This is a genomic window from Agrobacterium sp. 5Ca50 (assembly GCF_055381905.1).
In genome coordinates this window covers 29,776-51,617 of record NZ_AP026440.1, presented here as the reverse complement: position 1 = coordinate 51,617, position 21,842 = coordinate 29,776, and the positions used below count along the sequence as shown (strand labels likewise).

Below are 21,842 nucleotides of genomic sequence, written 5' to 3'. Positions count from 1 at the left end.
ATGCATTTGACTGAAACACACATTGAACACTCAAATGATGGCTGGAAGATCGAATTCATTGGTGATGATGGCGATGAAGTGATCGTCAAAGTCGCTGGCGACAACGATCTCAACGAGATCGATGTCGTCGAGCGGGCTCGCGCTGTGATGGTGCAATTAACTGCATTTGGTACTCGCGGCGGTGGAGAAAGCGTCAATTCTTATGATGCTCTCAGTAACGGTAATTTTGATGATGACGACAGTGCCGTAGAGACGCACCACTAACTGGCGCACCTCTCCTGCATACCAAATTCGGCTGACTTTCTTTGGGTATGTTGCAGTTGCGCTTAAACTTTCGCCGACTGGCCAGATTCCTTCAGTTTGGCGAATTTGATCGTCGTTGCCCGAAGATTGTCTTGTAGCCAACTGGCCATAGCGAGCTCCTCATCCAAGTTTGTCTGAAGAGGTTGAATCAAGCCCTCGTATCCGCCAAGTTCTGCTATCGTGATAAGAGATTTGTATGCAGCGATTTCTAAGTTCTCAAAGGCGAAATTAGCCATACTGTTTTTGAGGATTTCGTCAGCGGCCGCCGCGTGGCTGAGTGCCGCCATCGAGCCTGTCACCCAGAGGGTGAAGTCTTTCAATGAGGAGGGTTCTTCCGCAAGGGATGTGAGGATTAGCTCAAGCCGTTCGATCTGACCTTCTGTCTCGATAATATGGGTTTCCAGCTTCTCCGCGATTTCCGGATAGTTCTCGATCCTTTTCACTTGCGGCCTCATGATGGAAAGGGCCTGCTTTTCCATCGCGTGGGCATTCTTTAGACCGGCGATAAAAATGTGACGTGTTTCGTTCTCTGACATGCGTTTCCTCTACTCTCTGTCCCTTCGAACCCAGAGGACGTACGAAAGTTCCTTTGAGGACACAGCTGTTGTGTTGTTTGACGGTTCGTTCAGTCCACCGCTTGGACAAACAAGGTTCTTGGAACACATTTAACGTGGGAAGGTTAGGGACTATGCGAAGCCTAGAGATGGCTTGCACCCGTTGGAATTTTGGCGCGTCTCTCCGGAGGCGCGTTTTTTTAGGGAGATCTGGTGAACTCATTTCAGATGACAGGCCTGACTGGAATTAGGGCGTCGCGTCTTCCACCTCTCTGGTGGAACGCCAAAGCACTGCCGTGCCATGTTTATCGGGTGTCTCTACAAGCGATACTTTGGAACCCCACGAGCTCTTATTAGGTTGACAGCACTGATCCCAAAAAAGGAGAGCAGTGATGCAAAACGAGCGATACCCTACCCCGCCATATCCAAAACAGCAGCAGCAGCCACCGGGCAAGACTGCCAAGATGGAACCTGTCCCTGACCATGGTGAAAATTCCTACAAAGGCAACTGCAAGCTGACGGGCAAAGTCGCGCTCATTACCGGCGCGGACTCCGGGATTGGGAAAGCCGTCGCCATTGCCTTTGCCCGAGAGGGGGCTGACATCGTCATTTCCTATCTCAATGAGGATGACGACGCCGGCGACACGGCGAAGTGGATCGAGGAAGCGGGACGCAAAGCTGTTATCGTTCGCGGTGACATTAAATCCGAGGAGCATTGCAACGATATCGTGAAGCGCGCCGTCGACGAACTGGGCGGCATCGACATCCTTGTCAATAATGCCGCGTTCCAGCGCACCTATTCCGATATTGCTGACATTACCGCTGAAGAATGGGACGAAACATTCCGTACGAACATCTACGCGCCGTTCTTTCTATCCAAGGCAGCCGCTCCCCATATGAAGCCTGGCAGCTCAATTATCAACACAACCTCAATCCAGTCGCGGCAGCCTTCGCCTCAGCTTCTGGCATATGCGTCCACCAAAGGCGCTATTTCTAACTTCACCGCGGGTCTGGCTGAGATGCTTGCAGAAAAAGGCATTCGCGTGAACGCGGTGGCACCTGGTCCAATTTGGACCCCGCTTATACCTTCCACAATGTCGGCCGAGAAGGCTGCCAAGTTTGGACAGAATACTCTGATAGGCCGCGCCGGGCAGCCAGCAGAGTTGGCAGGGGCTTACGTTCTACTCGCGTCTGATCTCGGAAGTTACATGACGGGAGCCGTCATTCCAGTGACAGGTGGCGAGATCATGATCTGAATCAACAGAGGCTAAGTCCTGAGTGCGAAGAACTTAAATGGCTGAGCGCGGTTCTGGTTGAAGAGGCCCGGGCTATCCATGTTCGGCACGCAACACCGCAAGGAAGACGCGCATGATGGAAGAGCAACAGCACATAATCCAAGAGCTAGGAGTTGCAAGGACGTTTGACGTCTCGGTCGAAATAGAGAAACGGCTGGAATTTTTGTCTGGCTACCTTCGCTCTTCCGGTTCGAGGACGTTGGTCTTGGGCATTAGCGGCGGTGTCGATTCCTTGACGGCAGGGCTTCTTGCGCAACGTGCGGTCCGGGCACTTCGCGGTACAGGTTACGAAGCCCATTTCATAGCGGTAAGGCTTCCTTACGGTGAGCAGGCAGATGAATATGATGCCCAGAACTGTTTATCGCCGATTGCTCCTGACCGAACTGTGACTATCGATGTAAAACCAGCTTCAGACGCGATGATGGACGCGATCAAATCAGAAGCGAAGGACATTGTCTCGGGTACGCGCCATCATTTTCATCTGGGGAACATTAAAGCCAGACAGCGAATGATCGCGCAGTACGCGATTGCGGGCGCAAGTAGGGGGCTCGTCATTGGGACAGACCACGCCGCTGAGGCTCTGATGGGGTTTTATACCAAGTTTGGCGATGGTGCGGCGGACATACTTCCGCTTGCTGGTTTGAACAAACGGCGAGTGCGTAGCATCGCTTGCCACTTAGGCGCTCCCGATGAACTTGTGTTCAAAATTCCGACTGCAGATCTGGAAACCGATGCCCCCCTCAAGCCGGATGAGGACGTCTATGGCGTCACCTACGACCAGATTGACGACTTCCTTGAGGGACAAGAAATTACACCACTCGCGCTTCAGAAAATCATCGCCGCATATCGCACGTCCGGTCATAAGCGTGCCCTGCCTGTAGCGCCTTGTCCCGTCGATTGAAGGGATCGCCTGAGGAGCGACATGGCGGCAGCGAATGAGATTGGGAGGATCAATGAACAACTGGGTCCACTTGTGCATCGACATGCAACGTATGTTCGCAGAGGATACACCGTGGCATGTTCCTTGGATGGCTCGCGTGTCTGAAGAGATTCTCGAGCTGGCAGAACGTTTTCCCGAAAGAACCGTATTCACGCGGTTCATTACGCCCGAGCGAGCAGAAGAGATGCCCGGCATGTGGAAATTCTACTACGAAAAGTGGGAAGAGATGACGCGCGCTATTCTAGGAACTCAACTACTGGACATTGTGCCGGATCTCGCGCACCTCGTGCCCCCTGCCCGTATCTTCGACAAAATAACCTATTCTCCGTGGACGAGTGGACAACTACATATAGCGCTAGCGAAAGACGGCGTGGATACGTTGGTCATTACTGGAGGCGAGACTGACGTGTGCGTCCTAGCAGCTGCGATCGGAGGCATCGAACTTGGTTACAAGGTCATTATCCTCAAAGATGCGGTCTGTAGTGGAGCGGACTCAACACACGACGCTGCACTTGCGTTGCTCGGTGGACGGTTCTCGGCTCAGGTGGAGATCGTAAAAACTGCAGAGTTCATCGCGCGCGCCTACCGTGAGAGCGCGATTGAGTAATTGTCGTGTTACGCTTCCAATTGACTGACGCCATCAACCGTTGATGCATCTTTTTCATGAGGTTGCGAGTTAGTGAGTTATCGCTAACGAAGGAGAATACCATGAGCAAGCGCGAACTGATTGATACGGGAACTGACAAGCGGTACGTCCGCCGAGATGAGGACGGCCGCTTCAAAGAATCCGTTGATGTGGGCAGGTCTCTCTCAGCAGACAAGCGGCATGACGCCAAACACGATGCAAAACCGGGGGAAGGAGACAAGGGCGACCGCAAGTCGAAGTGATAGTCGCGACCTATAATGTCAATGGCGTAAACGGCCGCCTTGAGGTTTTGCTGAAATGGCTCGAAGAGGCGCAGCCGGACATTGCCATACTTCAGGAACTGAAAGCACCTGACATCCGGTTTCCCGAAGACGCAATCGGAAAGGCTGGGTACGGCGCGGTTTGGCATGGTCAGAAATCGTGGAACGGTGTCGCGATACTCGCTAGAGGACAGATGCCATTACTCACCCGTAAGGGGCTACCTGGGGAACCAGAGGATGAACAGAGCCGCTACATTGAGGCTATAGTAGATGGCATCGTAATCGGCGGTCTCTATCTTCCGAACGGTAATCCATATCCTGGCCCGAAGTTCGAATACAAACTCCGCTGGTTTCAACGTTTGCGGGATTATGCTGCGGGGCTTCTCGAACTCGAGGTACCCGTCATTCTCGCCGGCGACTACAACGTCATGCCAACCGAGCTCGACGTATATAAGCCAGAAAGATGGAAGAACGATGCACTCTTCCGCATTGAGGTCAGAGATGCATTTCGCGAGCTGATTGCTCAAGGATGGACGGATGCCATCCGTGAACTTCACCCCGATGAGACAATTTACACTTTCTGGGATTACTTCCGGAATGCCTATGCAAGAAATGCTGGGCTCCGTCTGGATCATTTCCTTCTCAGCCCCGATCTTGCCGAACGGTTAGTGGAGGCGGAAGTGGACAAGCATGTCCGCGGGTGGGACCACACGAGTGATCATGCTCCTGTCAGAATTGAACTTGCAGAAAAGCCCATCAAAAGGAGAAAGAGATGACAGCGCAATGGCGAGATGAACTCCGGCTCAAACTCGAAGATTTGGTCGACAGGTTCGTTACGGAAGGTGTCGACCAAAAGGAAGTTCTCGTGGCGGTCAGCGAAGAGATAGGAAATCTGCATAAAGCCTACCAGCAAGATCCAGATCCCGCTGACGACGATAGCATGGTCGATGAACCAGCCAACGACTGGCCCGCTGCGACCTAACTATCTTTTACGTCAACGAGGCATTTTACCAATGAGCCATTCGCTGTTGCCTCTCACGCCACATTCGCATCGTAGCTTCGGCAGCAACATCGTGATGACGCACTGTTTTCCATGTTTTCGGGCCATTTCTCAGCGGTTGACAGGCGCAACCCGGTCGCAGCTCTTGCAGTGGATCGCGAGAGTTTTCCACTCTGGCAATGAGGCGAATGTGTACTCCGGATCATCGAGAATGTCGGGGTATTGGTCTTTTCGGCTCTTGTCCTTTGGCTGCTTCACTGGCTCCGGTGGATCAGGCGCAAGTTCGCATGTCATTCGGCTCCGTCCATTCATGTGCGTCAGGTATTTGCCGGGACGTTCACGGATCGCGGCTTTGTAGGCAGCGATCGAGACTGCAAAGCTTGATGATGATGAAATAACTTCGATGATCGAGCCGCCCGCGTCGGGCGGATCGTCCCATACTTCAACGCGGAAAGTGTGGCTCGTTTCCATGACCGACTAAGCCCGCACGACCGGCAGATCAGCGAGCCGCGTCGTATATCTGGGCGACCGCATACTTGCCTTTGTTTCAAAAGATCGTCTGAAGCCTTCACTCGCGAGGATTAGTGTCTTCTTGCCCCTCTTGTCGTTTACGGCATCCAGTGCGGCCGACAATTTCATGGACTTGGCTTGCTCATGTGCAAACAGGTCTACCGGGGCCAGCTCCTCTGGCACCAGGTCATCGAGCATCACGCCAGCCTTCGTATACGCAAACCCGTTATTCTCTTTATTTCCCTTCCATGCCTTATCGGTGCACCGAAGGGCTGTCTGCACCAGCGCCATGGTCGTATTTGACGGCGGGGATAACCTGGCGGTTCTGGACGAGCTGTCCCGAGCGGATCCGTTGTGCGGGTTCGTGTGAAAGAAAACCGTCATATGAGCAGCAACGAGGCCATGACTACGCAGCTTTTCGGCCGCCCTCGTCGCATGTGCTGTGATAGCCTGCTGAAGGACAGCCAGAGATGTCATCGGAGATCCTGCAGACGGGTCACAGCCATCCCCTTGCGGGTCGGCTCGACGTCCTGAAGCTCCATGCAAGGTATTCCGCGAAGTTCTGCGACAGTGCGCTCAAGCACAAGGGTTCCGATCTGCCGCGCAAGAGGCAGCGGCATATCGCGGAGTTGGGCGACAGTGTTAATCCCCAAGCCGCGGAGTTTTTCAGTCGTTCTTGATCCTACTCCCCATACTTCCGAGACATCGGTGCGAGCCATGCAGTAGCCGGCGATCTGTTCGTCCATCAAGTCAGCAATGCCATTAAAGACCGGGTTTTTCTTGGCGATGAAGTTCGCAAATTTTGCCATCGTCTTACTCGGACCAATACCGACACAGGTTGGAATGCCAGTGTTTTGCCGCACAGTCCCCCGCATTTCAGCCGCATGGTCGATCATCCGACCACCGAAGCCGGACATGTCCACAAAGGTTTCGTCGATGCTGTAGATTTCGGTGCGTGGCCTGAAGTCGGAAATGGTAGCTGCTACGCGCCGGGATATATCGCCGTACAGGGTATAATTGCTCGAAAACAGGCGGATGCCATGCTCTTTCGTCTTCTGTTTAAAGAGATGAGCAGGCTCCCCCATTTTTATACCAAGGGCTTTTGCCTCGTCGCTGCGCGCGACAGCGCATCCATCGTTGTTTGACAAAACGACGACTGGGACGCCACGAAGTCTGGGATCAAACAGCCTTTCGCAGCTGACATAGAAATTATTGCAGTCGATCAGTGCTATGGGGGTTGCCATCTCATTCGACCGGATAGCGGCGAGCGATGCCTGCCACAACGCCCCAGCTTTCCGTTGTTTCGAGAACAGGGAGCGGAGGGTAATGGTCGTCAGACCTTGCTTCGAGCCACATTCGGCCGTCGCGCCTGTTCAACACCTTCAGGAGCATATCGCCATTGTGGAGGGCGAGAACTGTGCGGCCGGACTGAACCTTACCCGCCCTGTCTATCGCTACAAAATCGCCATCGAGGATTCCGGCACGACAGAAGGAGTTTCCTGAAACTTTGTACCAGAATGTGGAAGTCTCCCGCCGAACGATCCAAGCGATTAGATCGATAAGGTCTTCGAGATCGTCACCTGCAGGAGATGGAAATCCTGCCGATATCATCAGTCCAGCGGTCCTCACCTCACGGACAATGTAGTCCACGGAAACAGGTTCAACGGTGGTAATGGCATGGAGCATGGAATGTCGGCTTCTCAGTGGCAGGTAATTCCGTTCTCATTATGTTCTCGTTCATGAGCGAGTCAAGATGGAAACGATTGTGAAAGATTGTCGTTGGCGTTTGCGCCAGTTGGGGTCGGTTCGGCTGATGGCGAAATGACACTCTAACGAGCGAAGTCAGCCTTCGGCCCCAAGCGGACACCGCCCGTCGTCCCAATCAGCCTCGAAATCGCTCTATTCCTTGCGGCGGAATTTGATACCATCAAAGAGATCAGACGTGCTGAAGATCCCACGTCGGTCAGCTTTTGTTATCGGAGCCCATGTCGAGCAAAGCAGTTGTCGCCGCCCTTGTGTAATCGGGAGCTACAAGAACATAGTTGCTGTTTATAAACTGGTCCGCCGCCCCACATTCCGGGAGCGACCGAACATCGTCATCCGCAATCGCGGATCGGAGCGCGTCAATGATTTTGAGTGAATCAATGAAACGATATGGTCGACCGTGAAGCGTCCCGGCGATTGGAGTGATAGCACCGGGGATGTCACGCCTAACCTGTAGGTTGGCCATAAAGTTACATGCCTCCAAGAGTGCGTCCTCACGGTCTTGCCAAATTCTTGCAGATAGCACCCGCTCGAGCAGTGGCGTCAGGTCGGTGGCGCAGTCCAAACGGGCGAAGGCAGTACCGATCCACTTTGGATAGGGCGCATACCGGCGCTCAATCAGCATACCAAGCCGCATGATGTTTTCGGCCATACGGCTTGCAATTATACGGGAGCCGATCTCATCGCCCACATCCCCGGTTCGGCCTACATACCCCCGTTCTTCGGCAATACGACCCCACTGAGCCGCAAGCTTGTAAAGCCACACGTCGCGTGGAAAGTAGGCCATACGATCTCTTAGGGCAGTGAGTTCGCCCAAGTCGTCTCGAAATACGCTCCCGGCCGTCACCAGCAAGAAGAATTGCTCGGGGTAACATAGCCAGTCACGCAGGGTAAGGCCCACAATAAACTCGCGCCTCAAGAACTGCTTGCACCAAGCAGATAGCGTATAAATCTCGACACCGTGGTCTGAGCCTAACAAACCAAGTTCAGGACAAGCCTTAGGCGGGCGAACATTCCGGGAAAAGCGAACAGGCCAGCCTTCAAAGGTTGAGGGCAGGCCCTCGTCAAAACGGTGCATGACAGCTTCGGCCATCGAAGGAAAGCTATCTTCTGCCAGAAAGATCTGAACACACGGCCCGTAATCATGATCCGCTGACAGCTTCGTATCATAGCCAAGAACCTCTGAACCCCATCCAATCCTGCATGCGCAGTACGGAAGATCGGGGAATTGCTCTTTGAATAGGGGTGCAACGAGGCTCTCGTAGAAGCGTTGTGAAAGACCGATACCAATTCCTTGTGCCATTGTGGCTTTCTAAACAAAAATGCCTCGAAGGCGAGATTGAGATTATAGCGAAAGATTCCAGCCGCGCGATCCCCGGTTCGCCATCGCCTCATGCGGCAACAACGATGCTATCAATCTTCGATGCGGTATACTTCAGCGTTATCCTGCAGCTCGCGCAAACCCTTGTAGCTGGAATGTCGCAGTTTCACGTCGCTGGTCCAACCTCGATACTCAATTTCCGCGATCAGTGTTGGCTCAATCCACACGACATCACGTTTGCCAGTGTATCGAACGGGCGGCGTTTTCTTTTTCCAGATGAGTTTGTTCATCTGTGACAGTAGTTTTGCTATTTCATACTGCTTGAAGCCTGTGCCAACTGATCCAACATAAACGACCTGGCCGTTGTGGTAAGCGCCGAGCAAGAGAGAACTGAAGCCGACGGTTGATCGCTCATATCCGAGGATAAAGAAGCTCTCGGACGCAACACATTTGATTTTGATCCAGTCGTCATTCCGGCCGGAGCGATATGGCCTATCAAGGCGCTTTGCGATGATGCCTTCAAGCCCATGTATGCATGCGGCTTCCAACATCTCAGCACCCGTAGCATCAAACGTTTCCGAAAACTGGAGCGGGTTTTCAGTGCTACCAATCAGATCGGCAAGAAGATGCCGGCGAACACGCAACTCGGTTTCTCGAAGGTTATGGCCGTCCAGATAAAGCAGGTCAAAGGCGACAAACTGTGCCGGTGAAGTCTTTTTGCCCGACCGCCCTCCGAGCGAAGTCTGCAACAGGTTAAAGTCTGATCGACCCTGCTCATCGTACATGACAGCTTCGCCGTCCAATATCGCGGTTGCTACGTCTAGTTCTTTAGCACCACGCTCGATTTCTGGAAAACGCTTCGTCCAGTCATGACCACTTTTAGTAAGAATACGCACGCCAGATAATTCGATGTGCACCGCCAAGCGATACCCATCCCATTTTATCTCGTAGCTCCAATCATCACCTTCGGGCGGCTTTGATTTCAAGGTAGCCAGACACGGTTCAATACGTCCTGGCATTGGATCCAAGGGAAGGTTCGGTTGCTCCGGATTCCTTCGACGCCGAGGCCTTGACCGAACAGGAGGTTCGGTTTCTCGCAACAAAGGTTTTGAGCGTGGCTTCTTTGTCATGAGGACAAGTGAGCCCGAAGATTGTTAAAATATCAATATGGCTAGATTTGAAGAGATTTTCTCTGTGGCCAGTTGCCTGATTACGGTCTAACCTTACGATACATATTCTTACGACTTGCGGCCTAGAGGCTGCGTATTTGAGGAAAATTTGATGGCAACTGGTACAGTTAAGTTCTTTAATCAGGACAAAGGTTTCGGCTTCATAACTCCGGATAATGGCGCCGGAGATGTGTTTGTTCATGTATCAGCGGTTCAAAGCGTTCAATCACTTCGGGAAGGCCAGAAAGTGAACTTCGAAATTGGCCAGGACCGCAAAACTGGTAAGTCAAAAGCGGAAAATGTCGTACCTGAATAACTCCACTCTATTAGCTGCTTGCAGAACGTAGACCGAGGTTGCATCGCATGCGGCGTCTTTTTAGCGCCACATGCGATAGTTGTTGTATCAAGAATAACGCCCTGCCAACGTAAAAATAGTACTCAGCCTATTTCGCAGGCGTACCGCAGAGGCGACGTGTGCGGCAGTTCTCGATGGCTGCGTCGATTATCTCAGAAGGTGTGTTTGGATCATCGAACACCATTTCGATTTCGATGACGTAACTACGCCGCCGCAACTCTTCGGCTCTGCCTGGAGCGCCTTTTAGGCGTGCAACATCTTTCGCAGTGGTAACCAAAGAATGTTGTCGCTTTGCTGCCGTGTCTAGCAGGTCAGCAACCTCGTCGTCTTCAAACGTGTGGTGGTCACTGAACGATCGCCGCTCCATGATATTCGCACCCAGGCTTTCGACGGTTCTGTAAAATTTGTCTGGATCAGCAATTCCGGCGTAGGCTATTACCGGCGTACCGGTAAGCCGACCCGGTAAGGTTGGCTGAATTCCGGCGACGTAAATTGTCTTACCTGCCCGAGCAGCTGTTCGAACAAGTTCATCAGCTGCCGCGCCATCGCCCACTTTAAGAATAGCGGAAAGTTGGCGCATCTGTTCGGAGATTGGCGCACGCACCGGACCTGCCGGAATTGTGAAACCGTTACCAATTCCACGAACGCTATCAATGACGACAAGTGTATAGTCGACCATCAGGCGCGCGCTTTGAAACCCGTCATCCATGATGATGAGGTCAGCACCGGCCTCAACGAGGCGGTGCGCACCGTCGATACGTCGTCTTGAAACGACTGTCATGGCATAGCGGTCTAGTAGAAGCAGTTCGTCCCCAACATCTTTCGCACGATGATGCGGCTCCACCAGAGTAGTAACATCCAACGTGCCGCCATAACCCCGGCTGAGGAAGCCCGGGCGCAACCCCTTTGCAATTGCAGCTTGAGCTATCGCAATAGCTGTTGGCGTTTTACCGGCTCCCCCGACTGTGAAGTTACCGACGCAGATTACCGGAACATCTACGGATGGACGATACTCACGCCTCATCCTTTTACCAGCAATCCAGCCGTAAACCGATGACAGCGGTTTTAGCACATATGCTTGCCACCCCGGTTTTCTCCACCAGAAGGGCGGCGCGTTCGAAATCATGTTTTTGCTCCTGCTGGGATTTCTACTAACCGAAAACACCCATTTCCAACAGCGTTAAGCGATCTCTGATCTGAAATTCTAACTGCGCGGCTCAACTTCATTCCTTGCATTCATGAGCTCCCGTTTCGTTGGATAGGGTTCCCTGCCCTGCGCTTTGGCTATGCGCCTCCAGTAAACGCCCCCATGCCTGGGATTCGAAGAGTTTCAACGATGGAGAGGTGGGCCATATCGCCCACGGTGTAATAACCAAGGGCGTGGAGTTCCCACAGCAGCCCCGGTCGCAGGTTAAGATCTTCGAGCTTTGTATCCATTCAGCAAACACACTACTTCCCGTCCCCACGAACAACTATCAAATGTAGTAGTTACGAATACTGCAGTCAGCCGACACGGCTGAAGACGAATTGAGCGCGCCCGCACGCGATAAATCGCGGGTGCGGCGCACATCTCCTGTTTGTCTGGTTTCCCCCCTGCAATCGGATCGTTCCGGCGATCAAGGGGCAAGCGCGCTGCGCGCTGTCACTCCGTCAAAAAAAACGGCTTTCACCCTTCGGCCGAACCTTCCGTTTTTTGTTGCCTCCATGACCCCTTGACGCCGGACCAATCCGCCAGTGGGCTGGCTTCGCCCTCCCCCCTTTGCCCGGGAATACATACGTATTCCCAATCAAATTTGAGAGGGAGCGCCAACGGGGAAAATAGGAGTTCCGAGATATGTCCATCTATACAAACACAGCTCGTTTTGACACTGGCCGCGAAATGACTGAAATCGAAATGCGCAAGTTGGCACCATCGATTTTTGCCACCAGCGCGCACGAAAGCCGTTCTGAGCGCTTCATGCCAATTCCAACAATCGAAGTTTTGCGCGGCCTGAAAGACGAGGGTTTTGTCCCTGTTGGTGTAAAGCAGTCCGCCAGCCGCACGCCGGGCAAGGCTGACTTTACCAAGCACCTTATCCGCATGCGTCGTGTAGATGATGGCAAGGTCTACAATGTTGGCGATACCGTTTGCGAAATCCTTCTGAAGAATGCCAACGATGGAACGTCCGCTTATGAGTTGTTGGCAGGCCTTTTCCGTATTCGTTGCCTGAATAGTCTTGTGACACAGACCGGCACGATTGATGCTATCAAGGTTCGTCACTCTGGCAACGTCCGAGATAAGGTCATTGAAGGAACGTATAAAGTTTGAATGAAGCAGAGCGCACGCTAGTTGCTCCACAGGATTGGTCGACACATATTCTGAACCGTGATGAGCAGCTTGCGTTGGCTGAGGCTGCACACGTGCTGCGTTTTGGCGATGCTGATGGAAATGTTGACACGCCAATCCAACCGCAAAAGATGCTTGGAATTCGCCGCACCGATGACAAATCAAATGACCTCTGGACCACATGGAACGTCGTGCAGGAAAACACCATCAAAGGTGGTTTGCGTGGTCAAGGCCGTGACGATCTGGGAAGGCCGCGCCGTGTTAAATCCCGCGCCGTCAACGGCATCGATCAGGGCATTAAACTAAACAAAGCCCTTTGGGTTCTGGGGGAAAAGATGGCTCAAATGAAGGCCTGACTTCGATAGTCAATTCTTGCTACCCACCATGAGAACGAGGTGCCCGTTGAGGCGGGCTCTCTGGAAAGATTTCGTCTGTTGCCACGTCCGCAGCTGGTCGTTCGCCAACACGAAGTCGACAGAGCCGTCAGAGGCAAAGCCTCGATCAGACGATCGACACATTCGATCACTGACAGCTCCATTTGAACGGATCGGACCAAAAACGCCAGCTCCTATATGTGCTAGCTATGCCCAAGATTTCGCCTCAACAGTCGTTATCGTCAGGTATCCTACTCCTCACGGCTTGAGCACGACTTTGACGCAGCCGTCCTTCTTTTCGAGGAAGGTCTTGTAGAGTTCCGGGCCATCCTCGAGACCGCCTGTGTGCGTAATGATGAAGGACGGATCGATTTCTCCGTTCTGGATGCGCTCCATCAGGATCGGCAGATAATGCTGGACCGGGGTCTGGGCCATTTTGAATGTCAGGCCGCGATTGATTGCGGAGCCCATGGGAATCTTGTCTAGAAACCCACCGTATACGCCGACGATAGAAACCGTTCCGAAATTCCGGCAGCAATGGATCGCTTGGCGAAGCACATGCGGCCGATCAGTGCCCATGAAGGTCGCAACCTTTATCCGGTCGATACGGGCATCCCAGCTCGCGGCCGGATCTGACTCAGTGCCGACGGCATCGATGCACGCATCCGCTCCGCGACCGTTGGTCAGTTCCATGATCCGCTCATAGATATCCTTATCCAGGTAGTCGAGCGTAATGGCGCCCGATTGCTGGGCTAGCGCCAGTCTCTCAGGCACGCTGTCAATAGCGATGACGCGTTCGGCCCCAAGGATGAAAGCAGATTTGATCGCCATCTGGCCGACCGGACCACATCCCCAAATGGCGATCGTATCGCCTGGCTGGATGTTGCAGAAGTCGGCTGCCATGTAGCCCGTGGGAAAGATATCGGACAAGAAAAGAACCTGATCGTCTGTCAGGCCGTCCGGCACCTTGATGGGACCCACATCGGCAAACGGCACTCGCAAGTATTCTGCCTGCCCGCCGCTGTATCCGCCAAGAAGATGGGTGTAGCCGAACAGTCCAGCAGGCGAATTTCCCCACATCTTCGTGACTTTTTCAGGCTTTGGATTCGATCTTTCGCAGCCGGAAAAGAACCCCCTCTGGCAGAAGAAACACTGCCCGCACGCAATCGTGAAAGGCACGACGACACGATCGCCCACCTTCAGTTTCTTGTTGTCCCTCCCGACCTCAACCACCTCGCCCATCGTCTCATGGCCCATGATGTCGCCGCAGTGCATTTCCGGCATAATGCCGTTGTAGAGATGCAGATCTGACCCGCAGATTGCGCAGGCCGTCACCTTGATGATCGCATCGTGGCCGTCCTCAATTTGCGGATCAGGAACGCTGTCACACCGGATGTCATGCTTGCCGTGCCAGGTTAATGCTTTCATCTTCGTTCCTCTTTTTTTGGTCTTATTTGCGTTCAAAAGTGCCAACGATCTGGCCCACGCCGAGAACGTGGCCCTCCATCCTTGTCAGCACAGCGTCGCGCTTGGCTCCGGGCTCAAGATCGAGAGTTTCGATATCCAGCGCAAAGATCTGGAAATGGTAATGATGGGCGGGATCGCCGACTGGTGGCTTCGGGCCTGTGTACCCAATCGACCCCATGCTATTGGCGCCCTGTTTCATCTCCTTCGGATCCTGAAGGATTGGTGTTCCAGGAATACCTTCACGCAGCTTTGTGGTTACAACCGGAATGTCATAAGCCAGCCAATGTGTGAAGGGTTTCGGCTTTGCGGCGTCCGGGTCATCGACGATCAGCACGAAGGATTTTGTACCTTGCGGCACTGTGTTCCATTCGATTGGTGGAGAGGCGTTGTCTCCATCAGCCACATATTGAACCGGGATTGGCCCATCTTTTTCGAAGGCAGCCTTGACCGAGATCGGCTGGCCGTTCTTGGTATTGATGAGGTCGATAGCAATCGGTGAGGCTGGCATGTCTTTCACGACATTGGGAGTTGCCGCGGTCTCAGCGACGCGTTTGGCGTCGCCGTTGGCATAGGAAACCTTGTAAACAACCCCATTGCTGTCGTCGGAGACAAACAGCGACCCGTCCTTTGAAACAGCAATGCCAGCTAAACGCCCAAGGTATCCAAACTTGCCATTCTCCTGCTGAAGAAGAAAACCTTCGAGGAATTTCTCGAACTTCACTGGCCTCCCGTTTTCAAAATCGACACGCACCACTTCGTAGCCGCTCGGCGGACGACGGTTCCATGACCCACGCATGGCAATAAATGCGTCACCTTTGTAATCTGCAGGGAACGCGTTTCCGTCATAAAAAGCCATCTGCATTGGCGCGCTGTGGGCGGTATATCCCAGGAGAGGTTCTGTCGACTGCTTTGCCCACTGATCGAGCGTGATGCCTTCAGGCGGATTAATATGTGGGTTGATCCCGCTCATGCCATACACATAGGGCCAGCCATATTTTTTGCCCTGTTCGATGCGGTTTAGTTCTTCGATCTGCACCTCGTCGCCCAGCCAGTCGATCCCGTGGTCCATGCCAAAGAGTTCGCCGGTCATCGGCTCCCAGTCGAAACCGATCGTGTTGCGCAGGCCCGATACAAATATTGTACGCGTTTTTCCATCCTTCGATGCTCGCAGGATCGTCGCGTTCTCTGGATTGTCTTCCTGACACTCATTGCACGTGCTGCCGACAGAAATGTAGAGCATACCGTCCGGACCGATATCGATCGTCCGATTGGCATGTTGGCCAGCATCCGGCAGATCGTCTATGATGCGGTTCAGCGGCCCGAACGTGCCATCGGGTTTGACATCGGCACTGTAGACATCGTGGATCGTCACAAGGAAGACCTTGTCGCCGTCAAACGCGATGCCATGCATGTTCGGGCGGCTTGCCACCGTAACAACGCCATCGGCTTTGCCGTCAGCGTTGTCGTCTTTCAGCATGATCACGTCCCCGACTGTTCTGCGGGTTGCGTAGAGGTTTCCGTCCCGTGAAACCGCGAGCATGCGCGGATTGATCAGGTCTCGGGCAAAAACATCGACATTGAACCCGGCAGGCGCTTTTATAAGGTCCGTAAACTTGGCATCGTCCGTGACCGCCAGTTTTTCGGGTTCGAGGATCGAGCCTTGAATCGTTACGTCTGATGCTTCTCCGACAGTACCTTTGATCTCGGAAAAAGCCGCAGACGGCAGGGCAAGGGTAGTCGCGGATAGGGCAAGTATAGACAGGTAATTTGACACGGGGACCTCCTGAGATCAGATGACAAGGTCGGGCTTCGGGACAGGCACTGCTTCGAGCTTGTTCGGAACTGCCAGCATATTGACTGATGGTTCACCATCTCCTGAATGGAGGTTACGAGCTCGGCGTCGAACAACGAAAGTGCGGCCAGCCCTCACGGCTTTAGATACGGTTCGTTTTCGGACCTCGTTATTCAAGCCACTCGAACCCCAATTGTCGTGGAAAGTTCCTGAGCGCATTGCAACTTTTTCGGCGTCGAACAGTTCGCGTATATCGCGAAAGTAATCTCACGAAAAAAGTTATGTCTGGTATTCGCGTGCCCTCTGTCCGGCTTGGAATCCGACCCAATTTGGGCCAGCTTGCTTGATTGGTTTCAACTCACCCAAGCCTCAGATAGCTCATCAACGAGGCCTGAGGGCAAGCGCAGTTCTCTTGGAACTCCATAGGCGTTGCGCGGTTTCGACCATGTCAGACGCTTTCAGCAATGATAATGATCGAAGGGAACAAAGATGAACATGCATGCCGTAGAGCAGGAAAACCCTAACAGCGAAAAACAGAAAAAGGCTTATCGTTTTTGGGCACCAATATATGACGAAGTCTATGGTTTTTTTCTCAAATCAGCACAGCATGAACTCGCCAACCGCGTCGGCGCGACGGCGGGAAGCATTTTGGAAATAGGCATCGGGACTGGACTGGTTTTGCCGCTATATCCCAAGGAATGCCAAGTTACTGGCATAGACATTTCAGATGAAATGCTGTCGCGGGCTAGAAAGAAAGTCTTCGACGATGGCTACAACAACGTCACAGGGCTGTACACTATGGACGCGTGCAACATGACGTTTGATGACGAAACGTTTGATACGATTTCACTTCCCTTTGTCATAACGCTCATTCCTGACACCGAAAGCCTGCTGGATGAATGCGCGCGTGTCCTGAAGCCGAAGGGGCAAATCGTCATCGTTAGCAAGATCAGCAAGACTGACGGCGCAATAGGCCGTTTGCAACGGGCATTTTCGCCCATCGCGCAAAGTTGCGGGCTGAGCTCATCCTTCAATTCAGCTTCCGTTGAGGCTTGGCTTGCGCAGAACCCTGCCTTTAAACTTCTGGAAAACAGGGCCTTACCACCTGTCGGTTTTTTCCGGCTGATGCATTTATGCCGATCCTGATCGGCTAAATTTCCAGACGCAAAACAGCAAACATCGTACGTTGGCGTACAGCAACGAAGCGCACGTTCAGGCATTCCTTCCCTAGAGGACGCCAAGATGAATAATTCAAGAGTAATCGGCGCAGCGGTAAGTTCGAACGAAAACGACATTACGATACTTAAGGACCAAATCGCAGCATACACCCCTGTACTTATGTTGTTTGCTCGTCGTTTTTTAAGAAAGGACGAGGACGCTGAAGATTTGGTACAAGAAGCAATATTCCGGGCCCTCCGATCCGTTCATCAGTTTAAACCCGGCACGTCGCTCAAATCATGGCTTTTCACCATTGTACGAAATACCTTCTGCTCTCGCTACAAGGTGACAAAGCGGGAATGCGTTGGTCTGCCAGATGTTGTCCAGCTCAGGATGACAATCCCTGCAGAACAGGAATGGAAGCTGGCGCATGATGAAGTCATGCTTGCCATCCGAGGATTGGATCCCGGACAGCAGCAAGCGCTAATGCTTGTTGCGGAAGGGACTAGTTATGCTGACGCAGCCAGAATGTGCAACTGTAAGGTAGGGACAATAAAAAGCCGCGTCAACAGAGCTCGAGAGAGCTTAAAACGCAACCTGTCCTAACAACCTCCACATATTCTTTGTTTAGTGTTTCAGTCCTGCACCTTGGTTTACTAGCGCGGCTACAATAGCCTCGATGTCCTCTGTTTGCCCCGAGAGTACGAATGGCTTCTACCGCCCGCGCCAAGTTCTCAGTAACAAAAAATAGGTAAGGCACAGCCTTTACGTCAAGCTTCCGCGTCAAGCTGAGGATCACGTCAGCATCATATCGCACGTCTATAATTGCTGATGTAAATTTGAAAATCGTATCATCTTGAACAGTGCTTGCGGCATACGGTCCCTCGAGGCAAACGTTTGCGTCGGTCCACGCCACCTCAACATCCCTCGGAATATTTTCGGCTGTACTGATGACGGCTATAAATAAGCGCTTGTCAGTTGGCATGCTCAGCTCCTTCGCCATGGTGAGTAGAGATGAGTTTGCCGCAGTGAGAACGAGCAGGTATGGATCAAGTCTTTGAATAGCAGATGTTAGTCGTCGTCCGACGTCTGCTTCATAGCGTCTGTTACTTTTAATTTGCGTGGGTCTTGGAGGTTCTCCCCCATCGCATCCCGATCACGGTTTGGATCATCCTTAGCTGGTAAATAACCGGAGGGCCTTGTTTCAGGTGGCCCTTCCCATCTTGGCAACTGTTCCGTTGTGCCTGGCTTTCCGTCTGTCGACTTACCAGAAGTCATGGCGCTCTCCCGTAGTAACACTTAGCTGGTCTCCTAACCGCGACCTGTCTTGTTTGTTCCAGCTTTTCGTCAAAGGTCGAAGGTCGATAGAAATTCTTGATCTGTATCACGATGGATAGCGATTAGTGTCCTCGTTCAATCGGCGCACTACTGTTCTGCCACTCCCTGTCCTAGGTTCTCTGTGTCGCTGATGAACCGCGGCACATACTGAGGCGCAAGCGCAAAAACGCCTACACTAAAACCAAACTTTCGGCTGCTCGCCAAGACGGCGAAAGTTCCAGTTCCATCGTGAAGGCTCAGGCGTCTAAGCTGTCTTTGAGCGGGCTTTTGCATTTTCTCTGGCATGAATCGGCGCTCGATCACTGGAACCCTCACAGTGCACAAAAGCGAACCTGGCACCACGTCCGGCTCAGACTATTGGATGCATTGGCGTCCAAACACGCTAGGAGCATGGCGCTGATTGATCGTTTGTATGTGCCGGAAGCCTTCTTCAAGGATAGAGCCGAAGAGTTGGAGAAACGTCGTCGGCAAATGGTGGCGCGTTTTACGCCGGCTACCGCTGCGAAACGCGAAGTCTTGATTTACATTGGCGAGGTCAAGGAGTTCGAGGCGGCGCGGTTCGACTCAAAGATCATCGTCAAACATGCCCCGCGGTTTCAAGTGTTTCTGGAAGACAAGGCGATGAAGTCCATCGCCCGAAAATACGAAACTTTGCTGGCGCTGTGGAAGTCTGATGAAAAGTTCAAGCTGGTGATGATTTCGACCGTGACGTTGAACAGCGCCGGTTCCGCCAACCTTGAAGAGGTTGGTTTTATGCTCACAAACGAAAACTGGATTCCGGTTGATACCGTGAGTGAGGTGGATTTGGTGTCCGCGCTGACCCGCCAAGGTCGCTAATGCCCGACGATATTTCAGCATAAGAATGTAACCCGTCTAACGTGAGACAACCTTGAGGACAGCAATATTGCTGATTGACGGTACGCTGTAAGTTTGGCGTCTGCCAAGACACTATTGCTTAGCTTTGGGGCTCAAGGATCGATTGAATACGATTAGATGTGGGACAAACTCAACAACGTGCTGCTTCCATGCACGATCATAGTGATGGTTCTCTTGTCGGTCCACAAACAGCACATGTGGCTTGGCTCCGTCCGCTCCCATTATTCCCATCGGTGTCCACCCTTTCAATCGGTGGACACCCTTTCACCACTCCTTTGAGCCAGTGAAGGTGCGCGGAAATGAGCGCTTACACATTTTTCGTGTCAGATTGGGATTGATAGGTGAATTTGGCGGCGCCGCTGCGCGACCAGGCTCTATTCCGCTACGCTCCACGGAACCCCTCACGGGTTTCCGCCCATGCGGGTCACGATCCTTCGCCCTTCGGGCAGAGCTTCACAGGTCTCGAAACAACCGATCAGCGTTTGTTTCGCCACTGCGATAGCGTTGCAATATGATACCGCATTTGGGCAGAAAGTCTTCCGGATTTCGACTGTTTTTCTCGCACCACAACATGAGCAGGTCGGTAAGGAGTTCAAGTGCGTCTACGTCGATTGGTTCAGCTAAGTCATCCAGCCTTGGTTTCATTAGTCTCGCCCTCACGCACGCTTTTTACGTTCATTTCGCAAGAATGCGCGGCTAGGTTTTCACATCTTGCTTGAATCTCTTGTTGAGCCACTTCGTCCAACCAAGCAATTATGGCGTCTTCAATCTGCCCGGTTTGCACTGCATGCGCCTGGCTCACAATCAAGATGGTTCGCTCGATAATTCTTGCTTTTAGTGTTGGAGACGATGTGTATGCGCTCACCGTTTTCTCAAGAATATCCACGACATCAAAAGATTGGTACCTGCGCTGAAAAGGGTTCGAGGCCATGTAGCTCTCCCTGTCTGCAGGCAAGAGCACGTATGAACCCTTAGTCACCAGCGCCTACGTTTCGGTTGCTGACAATGGAGAGATGCTACACGCTTGAAGCGTATGAGTCGATTTTATTCTGAAATGCTGCTGTTAGAGCAAATTCGCGAAAAGAAAGTCTGGCCGACGTTCACCCGCCTCAAAGCGCGACACTATAACCGGTCTATGAATGAGAAGGTCATTGATAGATTTACCATGGAGGTGACTCCATTCAAGCATCAAGTCAGCGAGAACAAGTAACGGTGTTGTGCCAGTCGCTTGTGGCGAACTGTTTGGTGGTGGTTTCATGAACTTCTCGGAGGGGCGGTGCGCAGTACAACTATTGCGCTTTCATACCCGAAACCAGAATAATTGCGTAAGGTTCCGGCTGCGTCCGTTACTGTACAAAAAGCCAGTGGCCTAAAGCACAGCAGTATTGGGTAGGGGTAATTTTAAGCTGCGTAGCTTCGGAGCGCCAAAAGCGCTTAATGCGTGCGTCGCGGTGGGCAAGTCAGTTCCACATCGCTGACCTCAAACGTCCTGTTGGGATGTTCCGGATTCAGGGTGAGCAACTTAATTGACCGAGGGCTTTGGTGAGCGAAACTTTGTTATCGAAAAAGACGATCATGGTAATACGTCTGATCGCTGTCCAAGGAACGAGTCGCCTTCTGAAACTCCTCAAGTGCGACTTTGTGCACTATCTCGAACAATACTCTTTCTATATCGTCTTGCAGCATGAGGTCGGGCTTTTCGAGCGCGAGCGATAGGCTCCGCTCAGTGATGACTTTTTTTACGGTTTCAGATGCCGAGTAGAAGGATGCCCGATCAAAAAGAACCCGCCGAATGTCAGAAAATAGAATGCCGTCACTGGAATCTATGCGCATCATAGCTCTCCCTAAATGGCAAGAGCTCGCAGCAGCCCTAGCGGCTCGCGCCTACAGGTTAAATTGATGACGATGGGGATAAGATATCCCATATTAGTCCGATAGTCGAATCGTGGTGTTACTGACTGGCCCAAATAATGCGAGCGATCCATTCCACGTCGCTGACCTCAAACGTCCTGTTAGGGTGTTCCGGATTGAGGGACAGCAACTCGATTGACCGCTGGCTTTGGCGAGCGAGAACCTTAGCCATAACTTCGCCATCGCGGCTTTTAAGAACTACCTTATCGCCACGCCTCACCTGAGTGCCTGGCTCAACAATCAGTCTGTCACCGTCTCGATAGAGCGGCATCATGCTTTCGCCCTGCACCTCAAGCGCATAGACGCCGTGTTCTGCCGGCGGCGCAGGAAAAGCCATAGCGTCCCATTCCTGCCCTGCAGGAAAGCCGCCTTCGTCAAAGTAGCCGCCAGATCCGGCTTGGGCGAACCCAAGCAACGGAATTTCTCTGCGATCATCGCACTTTTCGGCATTGTCGTTATTGCTGTCAGTAATAACGCTTAGAA

The 21,842-nt window shown here is 52.7% G+C and carries 25 protein-coding genes and 1 pseudogene; 13 read left to right on the top strand and 13 right to left on the bottom strand.

What is annotated here, in order from left to right; genetic code table 11:
* Entirely contained in the window at positions 1 to 264 is a 264-nt protein-coding gene (locus tag ACZ5FM_RS22375; protein WP_464041294.1) for a hypothetical protein, read from the top strand.
* Between the two features lie 62 nt (positions 265 to 326).
* On the opposite strand, the gene ACZ5FM_RS22370 is transcribed toward ACZ5FM_RS22375, so the two are convergent.
* On the bottom strand, positions 327 to 839 hold the full coding sequence (locus ACZ5FM_RS22370) for a ferritin-like domain-containing protein (RefSeq protein ID WP_312949045.1): 513 nt from the start codon (positions 837 to 839) through the stop codon (positions 327 to 329).
* Positions 840 to 1,249: 410 nt separating this feature from the next.
* On the opposite strand from ACZ5FM_RS22370, the gene ACZ5FM_RS22365 reads away from it, so the two are divergent.
* The 6 genes from ACZ5FM_RS22365 (at position 1,250) to ACZ5FM_RS22340 (ending at position 4,980) form a co-directional block, all read left to right on the top strand.
* A complete protein-coding gene (locus ACZ5FM_RS22365; RefSeq protein WP_312949047.1) occupies positions 1,250 to 2,113 on the top strand; it encodes an SDR family oxidoreductase in 864 nt (287 codons plus the stop codon).
* Between the two features lie 112 nt (positions 2,114 to 2,225).
* Positions 2,226 to 3,053: an ammonia-dependent NAD(+) synthetase gene (gene nadE, locus ACZ5FM_RS22360; RefSeq protein WP_464041293.1), complete on the top strand. Its 828-nt coding sequence runs from the start codon at positions 2,226 to 2,228 to the stop codon at positions 3,051 to 3,053.
* 52 nt (positions 3,054 to 3,105) lie between these two features.
* Positions 3,106 to 3,699, top strand: a complete 594-nt coding sequence (locus tag ACZ5FM_RS22355; RefSeq protein WP_312949051.1) for a cysteine hydrolase family protein — start codon at positions 3,106 to 3,108, stop codon at positions 3,697 to 3,699.
* 101 nt (positions 3,700 to 3,800) lie between these two features.
* Positions 3,801 to 3,980, top strand: coding sequence for a hypothetical protein (locus ACZ5FM_RS22350; protein ID WP_250984805.1), 180 nt, complete (start codon positions 3,801 to 3,803; stop codon positions 3,978 to 3,980).
* Entirely contained in the window at positions 3,977 to 4,774 is a 798-nt protein-coding gene (gene xth, locus ACZ5FM_RS22345; RefSeq protein WP_464041292.1) for an exodeoxyribonuclease III, read from the top strand. Before ACZ5FM_RS22350 ends, xth begins: the two co-directional genes overlap by 4 nt.
* A complete protein-coding gene (locus tag ACZ5FM_RS22340; RefSeq protein WP_312948306.1) occupies positions 4,771 to 4,980 on the top strand; it encodes a hypothetical protein in 210 nt (69 codons plus the stop codon). Before xth ends, ACZ5FM_RS22340 begins: the two co-directional genes overlap by 4 nt.
* Before the next feature lie 129 nt (positions 4,981 to 5,109).
* Here the strand turns inward: ACZ5FM_RS22340 and ACZ5FM_RS22335 are convergent, their stop codons facing one another.
* The 6 genes from ACZ5FM_RS22335 to ligD form a co-directional block, all read right to left on the bottom strand.
* Positions 5,110 to 5,469 carry a hypothetical protein gene (locus tag ACZ5FM_RS22335; protein ID WP_464041291.1) on the bottom strand — a complete coding sequence of 120 codons (360 nt, stop codon included), beginning with the start codon at positions 5,467 to 5,469 and terminating at the stop codon, positions 5,110 to 5,112.
* Positions 5,470 to 5,475: 6 nt separating this feature from the next.
* Positions 5,476 to 5,985: a DUF4113 domain-containing protein gene (locus tag ACZ5FM_RS22330; protein ID WP_464041290.1), complete on the bottom strand. Its 510-nt coding sequence runs from the start codon at positions 5,983 to 5,985 to the stop codon at positions 5,476 to 5,478.
* Positions 5,982 to 6,752 (bottom strand): Y-family DNA polymerase, encoded by a 771-nt coding sequence (locus ACZ5FM_RS22325; protein WP_464041289.1) that lies wholly within the window; start codon positions 6,750 to 6,752, stop codon positions 5,982 to 5,984. The genes ACZ5FM_RS22330 and ACZ5FM_RS22325 overlap by 4 nt, the downstream gene beginning before the upstream one ends.
* A gap of 1 nt (position 6,753) precedes the next feature.
* The gene (locus ACZ5FM_RS22320; RefSeq protein WP_464041288.1) at positions 6,754 to 7,194 is read right to left on the bottom strand and encodes a LexA family protein; all 441 of its coding nucleotides are present in this window, start codon (positions 7,192 to 7,194) and stop codon (positions 6,754 to 6,756) included.
* 277 nt (positions 7,195 to 7,471) lie between these two features.
* Positions 7,472 to 8,575, bottom strand: a complete 1,104-nt coding sequence (locus ACZ5FM_RS22315) for a DUF4037 domain-containing protein (RefSeq protein WP_464041287.1) — start codon at positions 8,573 to 8,575, stop codon at positions 7,472 to 7,474.
* Positions 8,576 to 8,685: 110 nt separating this feature from the next.
* Entirely contained in the window at positions 8,686 to 9,723 is a 1,038-nt protein-coding gene (gene ligD / locus ACZ5FM_RS22310) for a non-homologous end-joining DNA ligase (protein WP_312949060.1), read from the bottom strand.
* A gap of 151 nt (positions 9,724 to 9,874) precedes the next feature.
* On the opposite strand from ligD, the gene ACZ5FM_RS22305 reads away from it, so the two are divergent.
* Entirely contained in the window at positions 9,875 to 10,078 is a 204-nt protein-coding gene (locus ACZ5FM_RS22305) for a cold-shock protein (protein WP_312949062.1), read from the top strand.
* A 127-nt stretch (positions 10,079 to 10,205) separates the two neighbouring features.
* Here the strand turns inward: ACZ5FM_RS22305 and lpxK are convergent, their stop codons facing one another.
* Positions 10,206 to 11,243, bottom strand: coding sequence for a tetraacyldisaccharide 4'-kinase (gene lpxK / locus ACZ5FM_RS22300; protein ID WP_464041286.1), 1,038 nt, complete (start codon positions 11,241 to 11,243; stop codon positions 10,206 to 10,208).
* Positions 11,244 to 11,951: 708 nt separating this feature from the next.
* Between lpxK and ACZ5FM_RS22295 the strand changes: the two genes are divergently transcribed.
* Both ACZ5FM_RS22295 and ACZ5FM_RS22290 read left to right on the top strand, forming a co-directional pair.
* On the top strand, positions 11,952 to 12,425 hold the full coding sequence (locus tag ACZ5FM_RS22295; RefSeq protein ID WP_312949066.1) for a DUF932 domain-containing protein: 474 nt from the start codon (positions 11,952 to 11,954) through the stop codon (positions 12,423 to 12,425).
* Positions 12,422 to 12,799, top strand: a complete 378-nt coding sequence (locus ACZ5FM_RS22290; protein ID WP_312949067.1) for a DUF932 domain-containing protein — start codon at positions 12,422 to 12,424, stop codon at positions 12,797 to 12,799. Before ACZ5FM_RS22295 ends, ACZ5FM_RS22290 begins: the two co-directional genes overlap by 4 nt.
* 276 nt (positions 12,800 to 13,075) lie before the next feature.
* Here ACZ5FM_RS22290 and ACZ5FM_RS22285 read toward each other — a convergent pair whose 3' ends face one another.
* Together ACZ5FM_RS22285 and ACZ5FM_RS22280 are read right to left on the bottom strand one after the other, a co-directional pair.
* Positions 13,076 to 14,245, bottom strand: a complete 1,170-nt coding sequence (locus ACZ5FM_RS22285; RefSeq protein ID WP_312949068.1) for a zinc-dependent alcohol dehydrogenase — start codon at positions 14,243 to 14,245, stop codon at positions 13,076 to 13,078.
* Positions 14,246 to 14,267: 22 nt separating this feature from the next.
* Positions 14,268 to 16,058: a YbhB/YbcL family Raf kinase inhibitor-like protein gene (locus tag ACZ5FM_RS22280; RefSeq protein WP_312949069.1), complete on the bottom strand. Its 1,791-nt coding sequence runs from the start codon at positions 16,056 to 16,058 to the stop codon at positions 14,268 to 14,270.
* A 507-nt stretch (positions 16,059 to 16,565) separates the two neighbouring features.
* Here ACZ5FM_RS22280 and ACZ5FM_RS22275 point away from each other — a divergent pair.
* Positions 16,566 to 17,222 (top strand): class I SAM-dependent methyltransferase, encoded by a 657-nt coding sequence (locus tag ACZ5FM_RS22275; protein ID WP_312949070.1) that lies wholly within the window; start codon positions 16,566 to 16,568, stop codon positions 17,220 to 17,222.
* A gap of 96 nt (positions 17,223 to 17,318) precedes the next feature.
* The gene (locus ACZ5FM_RS22270) at positions 17,319 to 17,840 is read left to right on the top strand and encodes an RNA polymerase sigma factor (protein ID WP_312949071.1); all 522 of its coding nucleotides are present in this window, start codon (positions 17,319 to 17,321) and stop codon (positions 17,838 to 17,840) included.
* A gap of 465 nt (positions 17,841 to 18,305) precedes the next feature.
* On the opposite strand, the gene ACZ5FM_RS22265 is transcribed toward ACZ5FM_RS22270, so the two are convergent.
* On the bottom strand, positions 18,306 to 18,512 hold the full coding sequence (locus tag ACZ5FM_RS22265; RefSeq protein WP_312949073.1) for a hypothetical protein: 207 nt from the start codon (positions 18,510 to 18,512) through the stop codon (positions 18,306 to 18,308).
* Between the two features lie 204 nt (positions 18,513 to 18,716).
* Here ACZ5FM_RS22265 and ACZ5FM_RS22260 point away from each other — a divergent pair, with 204 nt between their 5' ends.
* Positions 18,717 to 19,409, top strand: coding sequence for a DUF1173 family protein (locus tag ACZ5FM_RS22260; RefSeq protein ID WP_464041538.1), 693 nt, complete (start codon positions 18,717 to 18,719; stop codon positions 19,407 to 19,409).
* 664 nt (positions 19,410 to 20,073) lie between these two features.
* Here the strand turns inward: ACZ5FM_RS22260 and ACZ5FM_RS22255 are convergent.
* Positions 20,074 to 20,379 carry a hypothetical protein gene (locus ACZ5FM_RS22255; protein WP_312949074.1) on the bottom strand — a complete coding sequence of 102 codons (306 nt, stop codon included), beginning with the start codon at positions 20,377 to 20,379 and terminating at the stop codon, positions 20,074 to 20,076.
* 1,020 nt (positions 20,380 to 21,399) lie between these two features.
* Positions 21,400 to 21,783, bottom strand: a pseudogene (locus ACZ5FM_RS22250) (S24 family peptidase); the annotation flags it as partial.
* Between the last annotated feature and the right edge of the window lie 59 nt (positions 21,784 to 21,842).

Coding starts and splice junctions, on each gene's coding strand:
- ACZ5FM_RS22265 (WP_312949073.1), bottom strand. CDS start 18,512: ATGACTTCTGGTAAGTCGACAGACGGAAAGCCAGGCACAACGGAACAG.
- ACZ5FM_RS22325 (WP_464041289.1), bottom strand. CDS start 6,752: ATGGCAACCCCCATAGCACTGATCGACTGCAATAATTTCTATGTCAGC.
- lpxK (WP_464041286.1), bottom strand. CDS start 11,243: ATGATTTCGAACGCGCCGCCCTTCTGGTGGAGAAAACCGGGGTGGCAA.
- ACZ5FM_RS22285 (WP_312949068.1), bottom strand. CDS start 14,245: ATGAAAGCATTAACCTGGCACGGCAAGCATGACATCCGGTGTGACAGC.
- ACZ5FM_RS22255 (WP_312949074.1), bottom strand. CDS start 20,379: ATGGCCTCGAACCCTTTTCAGCGCAGGTACCAATCTTTTGATGTCGTG.
- ACZ5FM_RS22305 (WP_312949062.1), top strand. CDS start 9,875: ATGGCAACTGGTACAGTTAAGTTCTTTAATCAGGACAAAGGTTTCGGC.
- ACZ5FM_RS22375 (WP_464041294.1), top strand. CDS start 1: ATGCATTTGACTGAAACACACATTGAACACTCAAATGATGGCTGGAAG.
- ACZ5FM_RS22315 (WP_464041287.1), bottom strand. CDS start 8,575: ATGGCACAAGGAATTGGTATCGGTCTTTCACAACGCTTCTACGAGAGC.
- ACZ5FM_RS22350 (WP_250984805.1), top strand. CDS start 3,801: ATGAGCAAGCGCGAACTGATTGATACGGGAACTGACAAGCGGTACGTC.
- ACZ5FM_RS22330 (WP_464041290.1), bottom strand. CDS start 5,985: ATGACATCTCTGGCTGTCCTTCAGCAGGCTATCACAGCACATGCGACG.
- nadE (WP_464041293.1), top strand. CDS start 2,226: ATGATGGAAGAGCAACAGCACATAATCCAAGAGCTAGGAGTTGCAAGG.
- ACZ5FM_RS22365 (WP_312949047.1), top strand. CDS start 1,250: ATGCAAAACGAGCGATACCCTACCCCGCCATATCCAAAACAGCAGCAG.
- ligD (WP_312949060.1), bottom strand. CDS start 9,723: ATGACAAAGAAGCCACGCTCAAAACCTTTGTTGCGAGAAACCGAACCT.
- ACZ5FM_RS22340 (WP_312948306.1), top strand. CDS start 4,771: ATGACAGCGCAATGGCGAGATGAACTCCGGCTCAAACTCGAAGATTTG.
- ACZ5FM_RS22335 (WP_464041291.1), bottom strand. CDS start 5,469: ATGGAAACGAGCCACACTTTCCGCGTTGAAGTATGGGACGATCCGCCC.
- ACZ5FM_RS22355 (WP_312949051.1), top strand. CDS start 3,106: ATGAACAACTGGGTCCACTTGTGCATCGACATGCAACGTATGTTCGCA.
- ACZ5FM_RS22320 (WP_464041288.1), bottom strand. CDS start 7,194: ATGCTCCATGCCATTACCACCGTTGAACCTGTTTCCGTGGACTACATT.
- ACZ5FM_RS22270 (WP_312949071.1), top strand. CDS start 17,319: ATGAATAATTCAAGAGTAATCGGCGCAGCGGTAAGTTCGAACGAAAAC.
- ACZ5FM_RS22295 (WP_312949066.1), top strand. CDS start 11,952: ATGTCCATCTATACAAACACAGCTCGTTTTGACACTGGCCGCGAAATG.
- ACZ5FM_RS22275 (WP_312949070.1), top strand. CDS start 16,566: ATGAACATGCATGCCGTAGAGCAGGAAAACCCTAACAGCGAAAAACAG.
- ACZ5FM_RS22370 (WP_312949045.1), bottom strand. CDS start 839: ATGTCAGAGAACGAAACACGTCACATTTTTATCGCCGGTCTAAAGAAT.